Genomic DNA, 16,903 nt, shown 5'->3' with positions numbered 1-16,903 from the left:
CCGACATGAAAGTTTTCTACGACAAAGACGCCGATCTCTCCCTCATCAAGGGCAAGCAGGTCACGATCATCGGCTACGGCTCGCAAGGACATGCACACGCGCTGAACCTGAAGGACAGCGGCGTCAACGTGACGGTCGGCCTGCGCAAGAACGGCGCATCGTGGAGCAAGGCCGAGAAGGCCGGACTGAAGGTCAAGGAAGTGGCCGAAGCCGTGAAGGGCGCGGACGTGGTCATGATGCTGCTGCCGGACGAGCAGATTGCCGAAGTCTACAAGAACGAAGTGCACGATAACGCCAAGGACGGCGCGGCATTGGCTTTCGCTCACGGCTTCAACGTGCATTACGGCCAGGTCATCCCGCGTGCCGACCTCGACGTGATCATGATCGCCCCGAAGGCGCCGGGTCACACGGTGCGCGGCACGTACGCCCAAGGCGGCGGCGTTCCCCACCTGATCGCAGTGGCGCAAGACAAGTCGGGCTCGGCGCGTGACGTGGCATTGTCGTATGCAGCGGCGAACGGCGGCGGCCGTGCCGGCATTATCGAAACGAATTTCCGCGAAGAAACCGAAACCGACCTGTTCGGCGAACAAGCTGTCCTGTGCGGCGGTACGGTCGACCTGATCAAGGCCGGCTTCGAAACGCTGGTGGAAGCGGGCTACGCGCCGGAAATGGCTTACTTCGAATGCCTGCACGAACTGAAACTGATCGTGGACCTGATCTATGAAGGCGGTATCGCCAACATGAATTATTCGATCTCGAACAACGCCGAATACGGCGAATACGTGACGGGTCCGAAGATCGTGACGGCCGAAACGAAGAAGGCGATGAAGCAGGTTCTCACGGATATCCAGACGGGTGAATACGCAAAGAGCTTCATTATCGAAAACCGTGCTGGCGCACCGACGCTGCAATCGCGCCGCCGTCTGACGGCTGAACACCAGATCGAAACGGTTGGCGCCAAGCTGCGCGCAATGATGCCGTGGATTGCCGCAAACAAGCTGGTCGATCAGTCGAAGAACTAAATAAAGCTTGAACGACCGGCGTTGTTTGCCGGTCTTAGTAATGACCGAAAGCCGTCCGGAGTCGCTTGGCGCCGGACGGCTTTTGCTATCCTACGGTTTTACTAAAATATAGAACTCGTTCATGAACTATCCACATCCGATCATCGCGCGTGAAGGCTGGCCGTTTATTGCGATTGCGGCTGTCGTTGCCGTGTTGATCCAGGCCATTGGCGGTTTCGGTTTCGCCTGGCCGTTCTGGTTGCTGACGATCTTCGTCGTGCAATTTTTCCGCGATCCCGCGCGTCCAATTCCGGTTCAGGCCAACGCTGTGCTGTGTCCTGCCGACGGCCGTGTTGTCGCAGTGGAAACGGCGCACGACCCGTATGCAAACCGCGAGGCGCTCAAGATCAGCGTGTTCATGAACGTGTTCAACGTCCACTCGCAGCGCTCGCCTGTCGATGGCGCCATCAGCAAAGTCGAGTATTTTCCCGGTTCATATTTGAATGCTGCCGTCGACAAAGCATCGACCGAGAATGAACGCAATGCCATCGTGATCCAGACCGCGGCAGGACATACGGTGACGTCGGTGCAGATTGCCGGCCTGATCGCGCGGCGCATTTTGTGCTATGTCCACGTGGGCGAACCGCTCAATCGTGGCCAGCGTTATGGTTTTATTCGCTTTGGATCGCGTGTCGACGTGTATTTGCCGGTCGGAAGCCGTCCGCGCGTGGCGATCGGCGAGAAAGTGTCGGCTTCGTCCACCATTCTTGCCGAGTTCGCAGAGTAAGCATAAATAAGCGGTAAAACCAGGCTGCACAACGGAGGACTCGATGGCGGCACTCAAACCGCGCCGGACACGTAGCACGACAACACCCCCGCGGGCATTTCGCCGCAACAAGGCGGCGCAGGATCTCGGCGTGCTGGAAACGAGGCGGGCGAAGCGGCAACAATTTCTGAGAAAGCGCGGCATCTATCTGCTGCCTAATGCGTTCACCACCGCCGCGCTGTTCTGCGGCTTTTTCGCTGTCGTTCAGGCCATGAACGTGCGCTTCGAGATTGCGGCCATCGCTATTTTCGTGGCGATGGTGCTCGACGGCATGGACGGTCGCGTTGCACGCATGACGCATACGCAGAGCGCGTTTGGCGAGCAGTTCGACAGTCTTTCGGACATGGTTTCGTTCGGCGTCGCGCCTGCGTTGGTGATGTACGAATGGATCCTGAAGGATCTCGGCCGATGGGGCTGGCTCGCGGCGTTCGTCTATTGTTCGGGCGCGGCGTTGCGGTTGGCGCGTTTTAATACAAACGTAGGCGTAGTCGATAAACGCTATTTCCAGGGTCTGCCGAGCCCGGCGGCGGCGGCGTTGATCGCAGGTTTTGTGTGGCTCGCGACAGATAACCGCGTGCCGCTCAAGCTGGTCTGGCTTCCCTGGGTCGCATTCGCGCTCACCATCTACGCTGGCGTGACGATGGTTTCTAACGCGCCGTTCTACAGCGGCAAGGCGCTCGACGTACGATTCCGCGTGCCGTTCGCCGGCGTGCTGCTGGTTGTGGTGGCGTTTGTGCTTGTATCGTCGGATCCGCCGTTGATGCTGTTCGGACTTTTCGTTCTCTACGGTTTTTCAGGCTACGCCTGGTGGGGATACATGAGTCTGAGAGGACGGCCGAATCCGGCCCGGTCATCGGAAAAAGCGCATTGAAGAGCGCATGAATGTGAAGCGCGCATCGGTTTTTCAGCCAATGCGCGTTTTTTTTCGTCCGCGCCCGGTCAAAGAGCGTCAATCGCCTCGATCGGAAAGCCTAATTGCACGCTCTCAAAAATGTAGTTATAGTTTGCGAATGAATTTTTTCGCCCATCCCCTCTCGTTGTCCCTAGCTGGTGCGCCGCTACGCGCGCTACCGCTACTATCGCGCCTGCCGCGCTAAGCTTCCCGCCTCCCGTCTGCTCGTTCGTGGTTTTCGACGCCAGCGGTGGCGCGAACACCCGAATTCCGTATCGCCTTTCTCCACCGTTTTATTCAATCCAAAATTCCCCACTGGAGCCCGAACATGGCAGACAAACTCATCATTTTCGACACGACGCTTCGCGATGGCGAGCAATCCCCCGGCGCGTCGATGACGAAAGACGAGAAGATCCGGATCGCAAAAGCGCTCGAACGGATGAAAGTCGATGTGATCGAAGCCGGTTTCGCCGCCAGTTCGAACGGCGACTTCGACGCAATCCACACCATTGCCGGCCTGATCAAGGACAGCACGATCTGCTCGCTGGCCCGTGCGAACGACAAGGACATTCAGCGCGCCGCCGATGCCCTCAAGCCCGCCGATCACTTCCGCATCCATACGTTTATTGCGACGTCCGCGCTGCATATGGAAAAGAAGCTGCGCATGAGCGCCGACCAGGTCTACGAGCAGGCGCGTCTTGCAACGCGTTTCGCGCGCAAGTTCACGGACGACGTGGAATTCTCGCCCGAAGACGGCAGCCGCTCGGATCTCGATTTCCTGTGCCGCGTGCTCGAAGCGGTGATCGATGAAGGCGCGACCATCATCAATATTCCCGATACCGTCGGCTATGCCGTGCCGGAAGGCTACGGCAATCTCATCAAGACCATTCGCGAACGTGTGCCGAATTCGGACAAAGCGGTCTGGTCCGTGCATTGCCACGACGACCTCGGCATGGCCGTCGCCAATTCGCTGGCTGGCGTGCATATTGGCGGGGCGCGTCAGATCGAGTGCACCATCAACGGCCTCGGCGAGCGCGCGGGGAACACGGCGCTCGAAGAAGTCGTGATGGCAATGAAGACACGCAAGGATTATTACGGGCTGGAACTGGGTATCGATACAACGCATATCGTCCCGACGTCCAAGCTCGTGTCGCAGATCACGGGTTTTGTCGTGCAGCCGAACAAGGCCGTGGTCGGCGCGAACGCGTTTGCGCATGCATCGGGCATTCACCAGGACGGCGTTCTGAAAGCGCGCGATACCTACGAAATCATGCGTGCCGAAGACGTGGGCTGGGCGACCAACAAGATCGTGCTCGGCAAGTTGTCGGGCCGTAACGCGTTCAAGCAGCGCCTCGAAGATCTGGGCGTGACGCTGGAATCGGAGACCGATGTAAACGCGGCGTTTGTGCGCTTCAAGGAACTCGCCGACCGCAAGTCGGAGATCTTCGATGAAGACATTATGGCGATCGTCTCCGAAGAATCGGCGGAAGCCCAGGCTAAGGAAACGTTCCGCTTCGTGTCGCTGGCGCAGCACTCCGAGACGGGCGAGCAGCCGAACGCACGCGTGGTGTTTGCAGTCGATGGAATCGAAGTGCGCGGCGAAGCACGCGGCAACGGGCCAGTCGATGCCACCTTGCACGCGATCGAATCGAAGGTCACGAGCGGCGCTGAACTCGTGCTGTATTCGGTGAATGCAATCACCACCGGCACGCAAGCGCAGGGCGAAGTGACCGTGCGTTTGTCGAAGAGCGGCCGGATTGTGAACGGCGTGGGCACGGACCCGGACATCGTGGCGGCATCGGCGAAAGCGTATCTTGCCGCGCTCAACAAGCTCCATTCGAAAGTCGAGAAGCTCAATCCGCAGCTTTCGTGATTTTATCGATCGACAGCAAGGCGTTTGATCCAGTCGCCTTGCTGATTAAACGGCTCTCGTCACAAGCGAGGGCCGTTTTTGTTGCGCGGTGATCAGCGCAACGCTCGCTTGAAGAACGCCATCCGTGACGGATACGCAGGCCGTACCCGCGCGACGTTATCCAACTGCCGGCACTCGACGTGAATCCCGCGATCGGGTGCGTCCGCGATGAACTTATCGATGAGTTCACGCACGTCGGGATCGATAAAATCCGCCCGGGCTGCGTCGATAATCAAAGTCGCGTTGTCGGGAATCTGCTTCAGGTGATGCTTGAGCGCGACCTTGCCCACGAACGACACGTCCTTGCGAAACGAGAGCAGAAAGTGATCGTCGTGTTGCGCGATGGTGATCGGCCGCTGCAAGTTTGCGTGGATCGCAAGCGCGATGCTGCACGCGATCCCGAGCACGATCCCGATCAGCAAATCGGTCGTCAACACGCCGACGATCGTCACGATAAACGGCGCAAACCGCGCGAATCCCTGCTTCGCGACAGACTTGAAAAGCGACGGTTTTGCGAGCTTCAGTCCCGTAAAAATCAGAATCGCCGCGAGACACGCGAGCGGAATGAGATTGATCACCGCCGTCAGCGCAAACACGCTCGCAAGCAACAGCACGCCGTGAATGACGGCTGACCATCGGCTTTGCGCGCCCGCGTGGACGTTGGCCGAGCTGCGCACGATTACGGACGTTATCGGCAAAGCGCCAATCGCGCCCGCCATCATGTTGCCGATTCCCTGCGCCTTCAATTCGCGATCCGGATGCGCCGCGCGTTTTTTCGGATCGATTTGCTCGACGGCTTCCAGGCTCAGTAAGGTCTCCAGGCTCGCCACGATGGCAAGCGTCATTGCGAGGCGCCAGACATCGGGATTGATGAGTTGTTCGAAGTTTGGCCAGTCGAGGGCAGCGTTCAATGCAGCGAAGGAAGCCAGCGATGGCAGCGAAACACGGTGCTCCGCTGGCGGTGCAAAACCTGGCGCGGCGTAATCGAGCGCCAGCGTGATTGCAATGCCGAGCAACACCACGGCAAGCGGCGCGGGCATTGCGCGGACCAGCGCAAAGCGGCGCATGGCCTTGCTTTCCCAACTTGCCAGGATCGCGATCGACACAATCGCAACCGCGCACGCGGCAAGGGACATCGCGCCAAAAGGCGTGGCGATCGTGCCGGGCGCAGCGGGCGTGATATGGGTGCCATCGTTGGCAAAACCGGCGGCGAGCGGTACTTGCTTGATGATGAGCAACAAGCCGATCGCGGCGAGCATTCCCTTGATCACCGACGATGGCACGTACGCAGCAAAACGCCCGGCTTTCAGCATGCCGAACCCGAACTGGATCGCGCCCGCGAGCATCACGGCCATGAGAAAGGTGGAAAAGCTGCCGAGCTTGGCGATGCCATCGACCACGATCACGACAAGTCCCGCCGCCGGTCCGCTCACGCTCAAATGCGAGCCGCTCAAAAGCGCCACCACGAGCCCGCCGATAATGCCCGACAGCAAACCTGCAAACGGCTCGACGCCAGATGCATTGGCAATACCGAGGCACAACGGCATCGCGACGAGGAAGACAACGGTGCCCGCGAACATGTCGCGAGGGAAATTGGCAAACGTTTGGCGTAGGTTCATAGGCTTTTGTGGGCGCGAGTTGGACCATGCGATGTCCCGCGGGACGTCGCACAGAAGTTGATGTTTAAAGCGGAGAGTTTCGGCCGCCGGCCGGCGGGTATTTAAGTGCCGGCGGTTTCGGTCACGAAGTGCACGGCGCTAGGGGCAGGTTCTGCGTCTGTATCAGATGAATCGCCGGACGAAAGCACCTTGATACGGCCATCGCGCAGGCCGAAGATCCAGCCGTGGACGCGCGGCGGGCGCTCGGCGTCGCGAACGGTCGACACGCGCCGGATCGCGCGGACTTGCTCCATCACGCTCAGCTCGGCGAGCCGGTCGATGCGTCCGTCGCCGGGTTCAATGGCATCGAGTTCATCGCCATGTTTCCGGGCCAGCGCGCATAACGGCGCAATGCGTCGGTTGACGTGCGGCAGCGCTGGCGACATGGGCAGCAAGGACGCGCGCACGCCGCCACATCCGTAATGCCCGCACACGATGACATCGTCCACTTTCAGCACGTTCACCGCGTATTCGAGGACGCTCATGGTGTTGTCGTCGTCCGGCGAAAAAAGATTCGCGATATTGCGATGGACGAACAAATCGCCGGGCTTGGAATGCGTGATGGTCTCGGCCGGCACGCGGCTGTCCGAACAGCCGAGCCACAGCACGGTCGGGCTTTGTCCCTGCGCGAGGGTTTCGAAAAAGGCGGGATCGCTGGCGGCGGTTTCTGCCGCCCATCCAACGTTTTCGACGAGCATGCGTTTGGGTCTAGTCATGGCGAATGTTCCAGTCAGCTCCAAAAGCGTAATGGTAGGCGATGTACAGCAAAGCAACTTCCGGTCTGCTGACACGTTGTAGTCGTAAGCTTACGAATTACTTTCTACGAAAAGGTTCCGGACGTCCAGGCATAAAAAAATGCCGCGTTTGACGGCGGCATTTTTTTCGGACGAGAAATAAATCGCCCGTTGGGCGCGAGAGGCGCCTACTGGCTGCTTCAGAAGAAGTTGCGGCGATCCGGATCGTGCAGCGGGTCCGGCGTTTTTTGCGTCAGGCGCACGATGCCCTGGTCATCGAAATAGAAACTGAACATCATGTACCAGTAACCGGCTTCCATATATCGATAAGTCCAGACCTCACGCTTCATCAACGGGAAGTAGGACGTTTCGACCGGCCGCCCGAAGTTCAGTAACACGTCCTTGCGCGTCCACGTACCGATTTGCGCTTTATAGAACTCGTTTTCATCGAGAACCTGACGCACGCTCACGATTTTCCCGGATGCATCGATGTCAGCCGCCGTGGTGACTTCACCCAGCGGCTGGGTCGGCCACATCAGGCGCTTGCCGCCGTTCGGCAAGTCGTAGACCTCTTTCGGCGGCCCGAGCCGCGCGGTCACCGTCGATGAATCCGCGCCCGCCTGATAGTTCTGCCACGGCTGCGCACACGCCGTCAGCAACAAGGCCAGAGCCATTGCGGCCGGTTTTCGTATCGATTTGATCAACATTGAAGCCTCCTTCGTGTGCGTGTCCACAAGTCATCGTGGGTTTTTGCTGTGGTGCTTATTTTGACATGGGGCAGGGCGGGGAATCGCAAGCGTCGCCCGCGAGTCGCTTGTTCAGAAAACGCGCAGCCACGCGCGCGTATTCCATTTCAGCGCGCATTTCGTGGATGTTGCACGCGGCGTGCCCCGCAGCCTATGATCCGCGGTTCGGTTTTCATCTTGGATGGACGGTATGGGATTGCGTAATTTCATGGCGAAATGCGGCAGAGCGGCGGTTGTCGGCATTGTTTGCGGCATGTCCGCTGCGCCGGCTTTGGCGGCGGATCTCGCGCCAATCCGCATTGCGATGATCGAAGGGATGTCGGGACCGTTCGCCAACGCGGGTGCGTCGGTCGAGCGCAATCTGCGCTTCGGGGTAGAACGCGTGAATGCCAACGGCGGTGTGGTTTTGCCCGACGGACGGCATCCGCTTCAGCTGGTCGTGCTCGACGGAAAGGGCAGCAGCGAGGCGAGCCTCGTGCAATTGCGCGCGGCTATCGACCAGGGAATTGGTTTTGTCACGCAGGGCAATAGTTCGGCGGTAGCGGCGGCGCTCGTCGATGCCATCAACAAGCAGAACGCCCGTGATCCTGAACATCGTGTGGTCTTCCTGAATTATTCCGCCGACGATCCGGCGCTCACCAATGAAAACTGCAGCTTCTGGCATTTTCGTTTCGATGCTCACGCCGGCATGCGCATGAATGCACTAGCCGATGTAATCCAGCGCGAGAAATCGGTGAAAAAGGTTTATTTGTTCAACCAGGACTACAGCTTCGGCCACGATGTCAGCCGCGAGGCGCAACGTGCGCTGAAGGAGCGCCGGCCGGACATCGCGATCGTCGCCGACGAGTTCATTCCGGCCGGACGCGTGAAGGTTTTCGCGCCGTACATCGCGAAGATCCGCTCGAGCGGCGCGGATGCCGTCATCACCGGCAACTGGGGCAACGACCTGACGCTGCTGGTGAAGGCGGCGCGGGAGCAGGGGCTCGATACGCACTTTTATACGTTCTACGGCAACAGCCTGGGAGCGCCTGCCGCGCTTGGCGACGCTGGCGTGAAGCACGTGGTTGCGGTCGCGGACTGGCATCCGAACGCGGGCGGCGCCACATCCGACGCGTATTACTCGGCGTTTCGGGCCCGTTTCCCCGCTCCCGCCGACGACTACCTTTTTCTGCGTATGCCGCTGATGATCGAAATGCTCGGCAACGCGATGCAAAAGGCGAAGAGCGCCGACCCGACGGCCGTCGCGCGCGCGCTGGAAGGCCTGAAGCTCGACACGGGCTTCCAGACGACGGAAATGCGCGCTACGGATCATCAGTTGATCCAGCCCCTATACGTAATCGAAATGGACAAATCGGGCATGCCGGGTGTGCGTTTCGACAACGAAGGCTCGGGCTTCGGTTTTCGCACCTTGCTCAAGATCCCGGCGCAAGACACTGCGATGCCGACAACGTGCCAGATGAAACGTCCCGCGTCGTGAAACGCAGCCCGTGAAGCTTGGGCCCAGGCCTATTGCGCGATGGCGTCCGCCGGCTGCAAGCGTGTCGACGGACAAGATCGGTATGCTATAATCCGCGACTTGCCGTACGTAAGGCTGGGCTTTAAACCCTGCTCTCACACGTCCGGCAAGGTAATCCAAGGCTGGATTCTCGGCCGAGGAAAGATGCAGAAAACCCACGGCACGGCCCTTCTTCCGTGACCGCCTGTCCGTATCAAAGGAAAATCAAATGTCGACCGTAGTTGCTCACGCAAAAAAGTCCGACGTCGTCGCAGAATATGCGCGCGCCGCAAATGACACTGGATCGCCTGAAGTGCAAGTTGCACTGCTCACGACCCGTATCAACGAACTGACCGTTCACTTCAAGGCCCACACGAAGGATCACCACAGCCGCCGCGGTCTGCTGCGCATGGTGAGCCGTCGCCGCAAGCTGCTCGATTACCTCAAGGGCAAAGACGCTGACCGTTATCGCTCGCTGATCGAAAAGCTGGGTCTGCGCAAGTAAGCGGCTAGCGTTCTCAACGAAATGCCTGTGTCAGTCTGCTGATACAGGCATTTTGTTTTTGAACGGCGCGCGGTGTATGGGCGCAATGCAGGAAATCAGCAGGAAAACAGCGGGAAATATCGAAGGCTTGCATTAAAGCCAACCCGGATCGGAAACCGATTCGACTACACGGCCGGGCCTCGCGGCAGAGCTTTGTGTCATTCCAGCGCGTCATGCGCATCGCGTGTCGTGTTGCGTTGGAATGACATACACCCCTCTTTTGCGTGGTTCCGGTCATCGCTTGGCTTCGCGGTTTTCATCGGCGTGTGCGCGGGTTCCGGTTGGTCCGGGATGCACGACAACACGCTGAAAGGCCGCGGGGCATAACGAAGAAGGAGTGAGAATGTTTAAGAAAATCGTCAAGGAATTCAAGTGGGGACAACACAACGTTCGCCTGGAAACAGGTGAAATCGCGCGCCAGGCAAGCGGCGCCGTGATCGTCGATGTGGAAGATACCGTGGTGCTCGCGACGGTTGTCGGCGCGAAAACGGCAAAGCCGGGCCAGGACTTCTTCCCGCTGACCGTCGATTATCTGGAAAAGACCTATGCAGCCGGCAAGATTCCGGGTGGTTTTTTCCGTCGCGAAGGCCGTCCGTCGGAAGGCGAAACGCTGATCTCGCGTTTGATCGACCGTCCGTTGCGTCCGCTTTTCCCGGAAGGCTTCTATAACGAAGTCCAGGTCGTGATTCACGTGCTGTCGCTGAACCCGGACGTACCCGCCGACATTCCCGCGCTGATCGGCGCGTCGGCGGCTCTGGCCATCTCCGGCCTGCCGTTCAACGGCCCGGTGGGCGCTGCCCGCGTCGCGTACATCAACAACGAATTCGTGCTGAACCCGACGCGTCCGCAAATGAAGGAATCGGCGCTCGACCTGATCGTCGCCGGTACGGAACGCGCAGTTTTGATGGTGGAATCGGAAGCGCAGCAGTTGACCGAAGAAGTCATGCTGGCCGCCGTGGTGTTCGGTCACGACCAGATGCAAGTGGCTATCGATGCAATCCATGAGCTGGTTGCCGAAGGCGGCAAGCCGGAATGGGATTGGGCGCCGGCTGCAAAGAACGAACCGCTGATCGCGCGCGTGGCCGAGTTGGCACAGGCCGATCTGCTGTCGGTTTATCAGATTCGCGACAAATCGGCACGCAGCGCAAAGCTGAAGGAAGTCTATGCATCGACGACCGCAAAGCTGACCGAAGAAGCCGCTGCTCGTGGCGAAACGCCGGCGGACAAGGCGACCATTGGCAACGTGCTGTTCGATATCGAAGCGAAGATCGTCCGTACGCAGATTTTGAACGGCGAACCGCGTATCGATGGCCGTGACACGCGCACCGTGCGTCCTATTGAAATTCGTACGGGCGTGCTGCCGCGTACGCACGGCTCGGCATTGTTCACGCGCGGCGAGACGCAGGCGCTGGTCGTGGCCACGCTCGGCACGAAGGGCGACGAGCAGAACATCGACGCGCTCGAAGGCGAGTATCGCGAACGCTTCATGCTCCACTACAACATGCCTCCGTTCGCGACCGGTGAAACGGGTCGCGTCGGTTCGCCGAAGCGCCGCGAAATCGGTCACGGCCGTCTCGCCAAGCGCGCGCTGGCCGCGTGCCTGCCGAGCGCCGACGAATTCGGCTACTCCATCCGGGTTGTATCGGAAATCACGGAATCGAACGGTTCTTCTTCAATGGCATCGGTCTGCGGCGGCTGTCTCGCGCTGATGGACGCGGGCGTACCCATGAAGGCGCACGTTGCGGGTATCGCGATGGGCCTGATCCTGGAAGGCAACAAGTTCGCGGTGCTGACGGACATTCTGGGCGACGAAGATCACCTCGGCGACATGGACTTCAAGGTGGCGGGCACGGCGCAAGGCGTGACGGCACTGCAGATGGACATCAAGATCCAGGGCATCACCAAGGAAATCATGCAGGTCGCGCTCGCGCAGGCGAAGGAAGGCCGCATGCACATCCTCGGCAAGATGACCACCGCGGTTCCGGGCACGAACACGAACCTGTCGGACTACGCGCCGCGCATGATCACCATGAAGATCAATCCGGAGAAGATCCGCGACGTGATCGGCAAGGGCGGCTCGGTGATCCGTGCGTTGACCGAAGAAACCAACACGACCATTGATATCTCCGATGACGGCGTGGTGACCATCGCGAGCACGAGCAGCGAAGGCATGGCGGAAGCGAAGAAGCGCATCGAGAACATCACGGCCGAAGTGGAAGTCGGCCAGATCTACGAAGGTCCGGTACTGAAATTGCTCGACTTCGGCGCGATCATCAACATCCTGCCGGGTAAGGATGGTCTGCTGCATATCTCGGAGATCGTCAACGAGCGCATCAAGGACATCAACGACTATCTGAAGGAAGGCCAGATCGTAAAGGTCAAGGTCATCCAGACAGACGAAAAGGGTCGTGTGCGTTTGTCGGCGAAGGCTTTGCTGGCTGAAGGCGGCGAGCCGATTCAACCAATCCAGCCGACGCAACCGCAGTAATGCGGTAAGTTGGAATGGCCGGCGCAACAAACTTGCGTGCCGGCCGTTTTTGAATGCGACGGTTCGATTGTGATTCCGTGTTATTGCGGGTTCTTGACGGAGCCTGCAATGCCATGAGGTTACATCGCTGTTTCACGAAGTCCGACACGAAGGAATACGCAGATGAAAGCGATCGAAATCACCGAATTTGGCGCGCCCGACGTGTTGAAGCTTGGCGAGCGCCCAATGCCGGAACCGAAGGCTGGCGAGGTGCTGATCAAGGTTGCGGCCTCGGGCGTGAATCGTCCGGACGTGTTTCAGCGCAAGGGCGGTTATGCGCCGCCGCCGGGTGCGTCGGATCTGCCGGGGCTGGAAGTGGCGGGTGAGATCGTGCGCGGTGACTTCGACCCGAAACACAATCCGTTTGGCCTGAAGGCGGGCGACCGCGTCTGCGCGCTGCTTGCGGGCGGCGGTTACGCCGAGTACGCGTGCGCACCGCTCGAACAGTGCCTGCCGGTGCCGGCGGGTTTGACGGATATCGAAGCGGCGTCATTGCCGGAAACGTTTTTTACCGTGTGGAGCAACGTATTCGAGCGCGCCCATTTGGGTAAGGGCGAAAACGGCGCAGAAGAGACGTTGCTGATTCAGGGGGGGTCGAGCGGTATCGGCGTGACTGCAATCCAGATTGCGAAGGCGCTGGGCCATCGCGTGTTCGTGACGGCCGGCTCCGACGAAAAATGTCAGGCTTGCGAAAAGCTCGGCGCCGAACGAGCGGTCAACTACAAGACTGAAGATTTCGTCGATGTCGTGAAGTCGCTGACAAATGATCGGGGCGTCGACGTGATCCTCGACATGGTCGCGGGCGATTATCTTCCCCGCGAACTGAAAGCGCTGGCCGACGGCGGCCGCGTGGTGGTCATCGCGACGTTGGGCGGTTCGAAAGCCGAGATCAATCTGAACGAAGTGCTGCGCCGTCGTCTCCACATTACCGGCTCGACCTTGCGGCCGCGCGCGGTTGCGTTCAAGGGGAAGGTCGCGGTCCAGTTGAAAGAACGGGTGTGGCCGGAGATCGAGGCAGGGCGCATCAAGCCGGTAATCCATCAGGTTTTCCCAGCCGATCAGGCCGCGGCAGCCCATGAATTAATGGAAGGCAGTACGCACATCGGAAAAATCATGCTCGATTGGAGTCAGGTTGCCTGAGACGTGAAAGCGTGCCGAATGCGGAAAATAGGCTGTCGGCGAGATTTCGGTGTTTGACCGTTTTCTGCGACCCACAGTAAAATCGCATGTTGTACTGGAACGGCGTGCTGAAAGTTCCGCTTCGGTTCATGTTTCTGTTCCTTTTCCATTTCATAATCGGCAGCCTCGCTGCTAAGACGAGACAATGCCGAACGAACAAGCCAAACGCGCAAAGCTGGTAGTGGGAAACTGGAAGATGCACGGTCGGCTGGTCGAGAACGCGGCGTTGCTGCAGGCTGTCGCCGCGGGTGCGGCTGCCTTACAGAACGGCGTCCGAACGGGCTTGTGCGTGCCGACGCCGTACTTGGCGCAAGCGCAGGCGTTACTGGCCGGATCGGTGGTTGCGTGGGGTGTGCAGGACGTTTCCGCCCACACGCAAGGCGCTTACACTGGTGAAGTCGCGGCGGGCATGGCGGCTGATTTGGATGCAACATACGCGATCGTCGGGCATTCGGAGCGGCGTGCTTACCATCATGAGCATTCGGATCTCGTGGCTGTGAAGGCTCAGCGCGCACTCGAAGCTGGGCTGGTGCCCATCGTTTGTGTGGGTGAAACGCTGGAACAGCGCGAAAACGGTTCGACGGAGCAGGTCGTTGGAACGCAGCTCGAGGCTGTACTGCTGGTCCTGAGCGAGAGCCAGGCGGCAAAAATTGTCGTGGCTTACGAACCGGTCTGGGCGATCGGGTCGGGTAAAAGCGCAACAACGGAACAGGCGCAACAGGTTCACGCATTCTTGCGAGGGCAACTTGCTGCAAAGGGCGCGAGCGTGGCGACCGTGCCGGTGCTTTATGGCGGCAGCGTGAAGCCTGAGAATGCAGAAGAATTATTCGCTCAGAAGGATATTGACGGCGGATTGATTGGCGGCGCGTCGCTAAAGGCGAAGGACTTCCTTGCGATTTGCCAGGCAGCACAAAACGTTTCGGTTTAATTGCCGAGTTTAAGCTTTCGAAAATGTAAGCATTAATAGCGTGACGCAACAGTGTTACGTGAACATTAAAGAGTCGGGTGAACGGAATGCTGTATTTAAAGACTTTGATTATCGTCGTCCAGTTGTTGTCGGCGTTTGGCGTTATCGGGCTGGTATTGCTGCAGCACGGCAAGGGCGCTGATATGGGTGCGGCTTTTGGTAGTGGCGCGTCCGGAAGTCTGTTCGGCGCGACGGGTTCCGCGAACTTTTTATCTCGTACGACCGCTGTCCTCGCGGCGGTGTTTTTCATCTCCACGCTGACGCTGACTTACTTGGGAAGCTACAAGCCTGCAGCCTCGGCAGGCGTGCTGGGCGGGGCTGCAGTCTCTGCACCCGCTGCAAATGCGACCACTGGCGCATCGGTTCCTGCTGCGGGTTCGGCACCGGTTGCTTCGTCGGCTCCGGGCTCTGATGTTCCGAAATAAATTTTCGCTTTCCGCACCTTTTGTGCGTTGAACAAACTGCTTAACCCAGTTATAATTTTGTTCTCGAAGCGATTACCGGCAATTAGAAGTTGATTTACCGGATTGCAAGACAGTGCCGACGTGGTGAAATTGGTAGACACGCTATCTTGAGGGGGTAGTGGCGAAAGCTGTGCGAGTTCGAGTCTCGCCGTCGGCACCAAAAAGTTATCCAATGCCAGCCGCATGCATTGCTTCGGCTGGCATTGTCACTTCTGGCGGGTGTATATGTAAGGGTTCTTACGTATCGGCCGTCTTTAGTTGAAAATCGGTTGGGTAGTCGTTCCAGCCGGTACACCAGATCAAACCGATTTGAGGATAGTCGTGAATCTCTCAGCCTATTATCCCGTCTTGCTGTTCCTCGTCGTGGGCACCGGTTTGGGTATCGCTCTCGTCAGCATCGGTAAGATCCTCGGTCCCAACAAGCCTGACACAGAAAAAAACGCGCCCTACGAGTGCGGCTTCGAGGCTTTCGAAGACGCGCGGATGAAGTTCGATGTGCGCTATTATCTCGTCGCTATTCTGTTCATTATTTTCGATCTCGAAACCGCGTTCCTGTTTCCGTGGGGCGTCGCCCTCCGCGACATCGGCTGGCCGGGTTTCTTGTCCATGATGGTTTTTCTGCTCGAATTTCTGCTGGGTTTCGCCTACATCTGGAGAAAGGGTGGGCTGGACTGGGAGTAAAGGGCAGGCGGCGAGTTGAGAATTTCGGATCACCGGATTGCTGGGTAGCTATGGCTGGCTGCTCATCTGGAGTGAAAGCAAATGAGTATCGAAGGGGTCTTGAAGGAAGGGTTTGTCACCACCACGGCTGACAAGCTGATCAACTGGACGCGCACCGGGTCGCTGTGGCCCATGACGTTCGGTCTCGCGTGTTGCGCGGTCGAGATGATGCATGCGGGTGCTGCCCGCTACGACCTGGATCGTTTCGGCGTGGTGTTTCGTCCGAGTCCGCGACAGTCGGACGTGATGATCGTCGCCGGCACGCTGTGCAACAAGATGGCGCCTGCGCTTCGCAAGGTGTACGACCAGATGGCCGAGCCGCGCTGGGTCATTTCCATGGGTTCGTGCGCCAATGGCGGCGGCTATTACCACTATTCATATTCCGTCGTGCGCGGCTGTGACCGGATTGTTCCGGTCGACGTCTACGTGCCCGGATGCCCGCCGACGGCCGAGGCGCTCGTGTATGGCGTGATCCAGCTGCAGGCGAAGATTCGCCGCACCAGCACGATCGCCCGCCAGTAACTAACATAAGCGCGGTCTGTACAAGGTCGTGACGCCATCATCAGCATTGCCGGTCAGCGTCACAGTAGTCCAATTAAGCGTCACCAAGGCCTGAGCCTCCCCAATATGGCAAGCAAACTCGAGACCCTGAAAGCGAACCTCGAGGCGGCGTTCGGCGACCGCCTGCATAGCATCACTGAGTCGCTTGGGCAATTGACTGTCGTCGTCAAGGCGGCGAATTACCTCGATGTCGCGCTGAAGCTGCGTGACGATCGCGCGCTCGGTTTCGAGCAGCTCGTCGACCTGTGCGGTGTCGACTACTCAACGTACGGCGACGGCGCCTACGAAGGTCCGCGTTTCGCGGCTGTCCTCCATCTTCTTTCGGTCGCCAATAACTGGCGTCTGCGCGTGCGCGTGTTCGCACCGGACGACGAAGTGCCTATCGTCGCGTCGGTGGTGGACGTGTGGTCGTCGGCGAACTGGTACGAGCGCGAAGCCTTCGACCTTTTCGGTATCGTTTTCGAAGGTCATCCGGACCTTCGCCGCATTCTCACCGACTATGGTTTTATCGGCCATCCGTTCCGCAAGGACTTCCCGGTGTCGGGCTATGTCGAAATGCGTTACGACCCGGAAGAAAAGCGCGTCGTGTACCAGCCCGTGACGATCGAGCCGCGCGAAATCACGCCGCGAGTGATCCGCGAGGACCGCTATGGCGGTCTGAAACACTAAGAGAACGC

General features: G+C 59.1%; 16 protein-coding genes and 1 tRNA gene. 14 read left to right on the top strand and 3 right to left on the bottom strand.

Features of this window, described 5'->3' with window-relative positions; translation table 11 throughout:
* Window positions 1–5: 5 nt before the first annotated feature.
* The 4 genes from ilvC to ASG35_RS05795 all read left to right on the top strand — a co-directional run bounded on the left by ilvC (window position 6) and on the right by ASG35_RS05795 (window position 4,592).
* A complete protein-coding gene (ilvC, locus tag ASG35_RS05815) occupies window positions 6–1,022 on the top strand; it encodes a ketol-acid reductoisomerase (RefSeq protein ID WP_056354023.1) in 1,017 nt (338 codons plus the stop codon).
* A 121-nt stretch (window positions 1,023–1,143) separates the two neighbouring features.
* The gene (locus tag ASG35_RS05810; RefSeq protein WP_056354018.1) at window positions 1,144–1,788 is read left to right on the top strand and encodes a phosphatidylserine decarboxylase; all 645 of its coding nucleotides are present in this window, start codon (window positions 1,144–1,146) and stop codon (window positions 1,786–1,788) included.
* Window positions 1,789–1,831: 43 nt separating this feature from the next.
* Complete coding sequence (gene pssA, locus ASG35_RS05805; RefSeq protein ID WP_056354015.1) at window positions 1,832–2,698, top strand: CDP-diacylglycerol--serine O-phosphatidyltransferase; 867 nt, start codon at window positions 1,832–1,834, stop codon at window positions 2,696–2,698.
* A gap of 349 nt (window positions 2,699–3,047) precedes the next feature.
* A complete protein-coding gene (locus tag ASG35_RS05795; RefSeq protein WP_056354010.1) occupies window positions 3,048–4,592 on the top strand; it encodes a 2-isopropylmalate synthase in 1,545 nt (514 codons plus the stop codon).
* A gap of 92 nt (window positions 4,593–4,684) precedes the next feature.
* Here the strand turns inward: ASG35_RS05795 and ASG35_RS05790 are convergent, their stop codons facing one another.
* The 3 genes from ASG35_RS05790 to ASG35_RS05780 all read right to left on the bottom strand — a co-directional run bounded on the left by ASG35_RS05790 (window position 4,685) and on the right by ASG35_RS05780 (window position 7,730).
* Window positions 4,685–6,250, bottom strand: a complete 1,566-nt coding sequence (locus tag ASG35_RS05790) for a SulP family inorganic anion transporter (protein ID WP_056354006.1) — start codon at window positions 6,248–6,250, stop codon at window positions 4,685–4,687.
* Between the two features lie 101 nt (window positions 6,251–6,351).
* Window positions 6,352–7,005 carry a carbonic anhydrase gene (locus ASG35_RS05785; protein WP_056354002.1) on the bottom strand — a complete coding sequence of 218 codons (654 nt, stop codon included), beginning with the start codon at window positions 7,003–7,005 and terminating at the stop codon, window positions 6,352–6,354.
* A 218-nt stretch (window positions 7,006–7,223) separates the two neighbouring features.
* On the bottom strand, window positions 7,224–7,730 hold the full coding sequence (locus ASG35_RS05780) for a hypothetical protein (RefSeq protein WP_056354539.1): 507 nt from the start codon (window positions 7,728–7,730) through the stop codon (window positions 7,224–7,226).
* A 292-nt stretch (window positions 7,731–8,022) separates the two neighbouring features.
* On the opposite strand from ASG35_RS05780, the gene ASG35_RS05775 reads away from it, so the two are divergent.
* The 10 genes from ASG35_RS05775 (at window position 8,023) to ASG35_RS05725 (ending at window position 16,895) form a co-directional block, all read left to right on the top strand.
* On the top strand, window positions 8,023–9,246 hold the full coding sequence (locus tag ASG35_RS05775) for a branched-chain amino acid ABC transporter substrate-binding protein (protein ID WP_235527474.1): 1,224 nt from the start codon (window positions 8,023–8,025) through the stop codon (window positions 9,244–9,246).
* A gap of 247 nt (window positions 9,247–9,493) precedes the next feature.
* On the top strand, window positions 9,494–9,769 hold the full coding sequence (gene rpsO, locus ASG35_RS05765; RefSeq protein ID WP_056353993.1) for a 30S ribosomal protein S15: 276 nt from the start codon (window positions 9,494–9,496) through the stop codon (window positions 9,767–9,769).
* A 376-nt stretch (window positions 9,770–10,145) separates the two neighbouring features.
* Window positions 10,146–12,296, top strand: coding sequence for a polyribonucleotide nucleotidyltransferase (gene pnp / locus ASG35_RS05760; RefSeq protein WP_200945692.1), 2,151 nt, complete (start codon window positions 10,146–10,148; stop codon window positions 12,294–12,296).
* 162 nt (window positions 12,297–12,458) lie between these two features.
* Window positions 12,459–13,475, top strand: a complete 1,017-nt coding sequence (locus ASG35_RS05755) for an NAD(P)H-quinone oxidoreductase (RefSeq protein WP_056353987.1) — start codon at window positions 12,459–12,461, stop codon at window positions 13,473–13,475.
* Between the two features lie 184 nt (window positions 13,476–13,659).
* Window positions 13,660–14,442, top strand: a complete 783-nt coding sequence (gene tpiA, locus ASG35_RS05750; protein ID WP_056353985.1) for a triose-phosphate isomerase — start codon at window positions 13,660–13,662, stop codon at window positions 14,440–14,442.
* Window positions 14,443–14,528: 86 nt separating this feature from the next.
* Entirely contained in the window at window positions 14,529–14,906 is a 378-nt protein-coding gene (secG, locus tag ASG35_RS05745; protein ID WP_056353983.1) for a preprotein translocase subunit SecG, read from the top strand.
* 114 nt (window positions 14,907–15,020) lie between these two features.
* Window positions 15,021–15,105 (top strand) — tRNA-Leu (locus tag ASG35_RS05740).
* Window positions 15,106–15,266: 161 nt separating this feature from the next.
* Window positions 15,267–15,626 (top strand): NADH-quinone oxidoreductase subunit A, encoded by a 360-nt coding sequence (locus ASG35_RS05735; protein WP_056353980.1) that lies wholly within the window; start codon window positions 15,267–15,269, stop codon window positions 15,624–15,626.
* Window positions 15,627–15,707: 81 nt separating this feature from the next.
* Entirely contained in the window at window positions 15,708–16,187 is a 480-nt protein-coding gene (locus ASG35_RS05730) for a NuoB/complex I 20 kDa subunit family protein (RefSeq protein ID WP_027819582.1), read from the top strand.
* Window positions 16,188–16,292: 105 nt separating this feature from the next.
* Window positions 16,293–16,895, top strand: coding sequence for an NADH-quinone oxidoreductase subunit C (locus ASG35_RS05725; protein ID WP_056353977.1), 603 nt, complete (start codon window positions 16,293–16,295; stop codon window positions 16,893–16,895).
* Window positions 16,896–16,903 lie beyond the last annotated feature (8 nt).

This window comes from Burkholderia sp. Leaf177 (assembly GCF_001424345.1).
Lineage (GTDB): Bacteria > Pseudomonadota > Gammaproteobacteria > Burkholderiales > Burkholderiaceae > Caballeronia.
The sequence above is the reverse complement of the archived record's forward strand: the minus strand, read 5'-3'. Positions and strand labels throughout refer to the sequence as shown.

Coding starts and splice junctions, on each gene's coding strand:
- ilvC (WP_056354023.1), top strand. CDS start 6: ATGAAAGTTTTCTACGACAAAGACGCCGATCTCTCCCTCATCAAGGGC.
- ASG35_RS05810 (WP_056354018.1), top strand. CDS start 1,144: ATGAACTATCCACATCCGATCATCGCGCGTGAAGGCTGGCCGTTTATT.
- pssA (WP_056354015.1), top strand. CDS start 1,832: ATGGCGGCACTCAAACCGCGCCGGACACGTAGCACGACAACACCCCCG.
- ASG35_RS05795 (WP_056354010.1), top strand. CDS start 3,048: ATGGCAGACAAACTCATCATTTTCGACACGACGCTTCGCGATGGCGAG.
- ASG35_RS05790 (WP_056354006.1), bottom strand. CDS start 6,250: ATGAACCTACGCCAAACGTTTGCCAATTTCCCTCGCGACATGTTCGCG.
- ASG35_RS05785 (WP_056354002.1), bottom strand. CDS start 7,005: ATGACTAGACCCAAACGCATGCTCGTCGAAAACGTTGGATGGGCGGCA.
- ASG35_RS05780 (WP_056354539.1), bottom strand. CDS start 7,730: ATGTTGATCAAATCGATACGAAAACCGGCCGCAATGGCTCTGGCCTTG.
- ASG35_RS05775 (WP_235527474.1), top strand. CDS start 8,023: ATGTCCGCTGCGCCGGCTTTGGCGGCGGATCTCGCGCCAATCCGCATT.
- rpsO (WP_056353993.1), top strand. CDS start 9,494: ATGTCGACCGTAGTTGCTCACGCAAAAAAGTCCGACGTCGTCGCAGAA.
- ASG35_RS05755 (WP_056353987.1), top strand. CDS start 12,459: ATGAAAGCGATCGAAATCACCGAATTTGGCGCGCCCGACGTGTTGAAG.
- tpiA (WP_056353985.1), top strand. CDS start 13,660: ATGCCGAACGAACAAGCCAAACGCGCAAAGCTGGTAGTGGGAAACTGG.
- secG (WP_056353983.1), top strand. CDS start 14,529: ATGCTGTATTTAAAGACTTTGATTATCGTCGTCCAGTTGTTGTCGGCG.
- ASG35_RS05730 (WP_027819582.1), top strand. CDS start 15,708: ATGAGTATCGAAGGGGTCTTGAAGGAAGGGTTTGTCACCACCACGGCT.
- ASG35_RS05725 (WP_056353977.1), top strand. CDS start 16,293: ATGGCAAGCAAACTCGAGACCCTGAAAGCGAACCTCGAGGCGGCGTTC.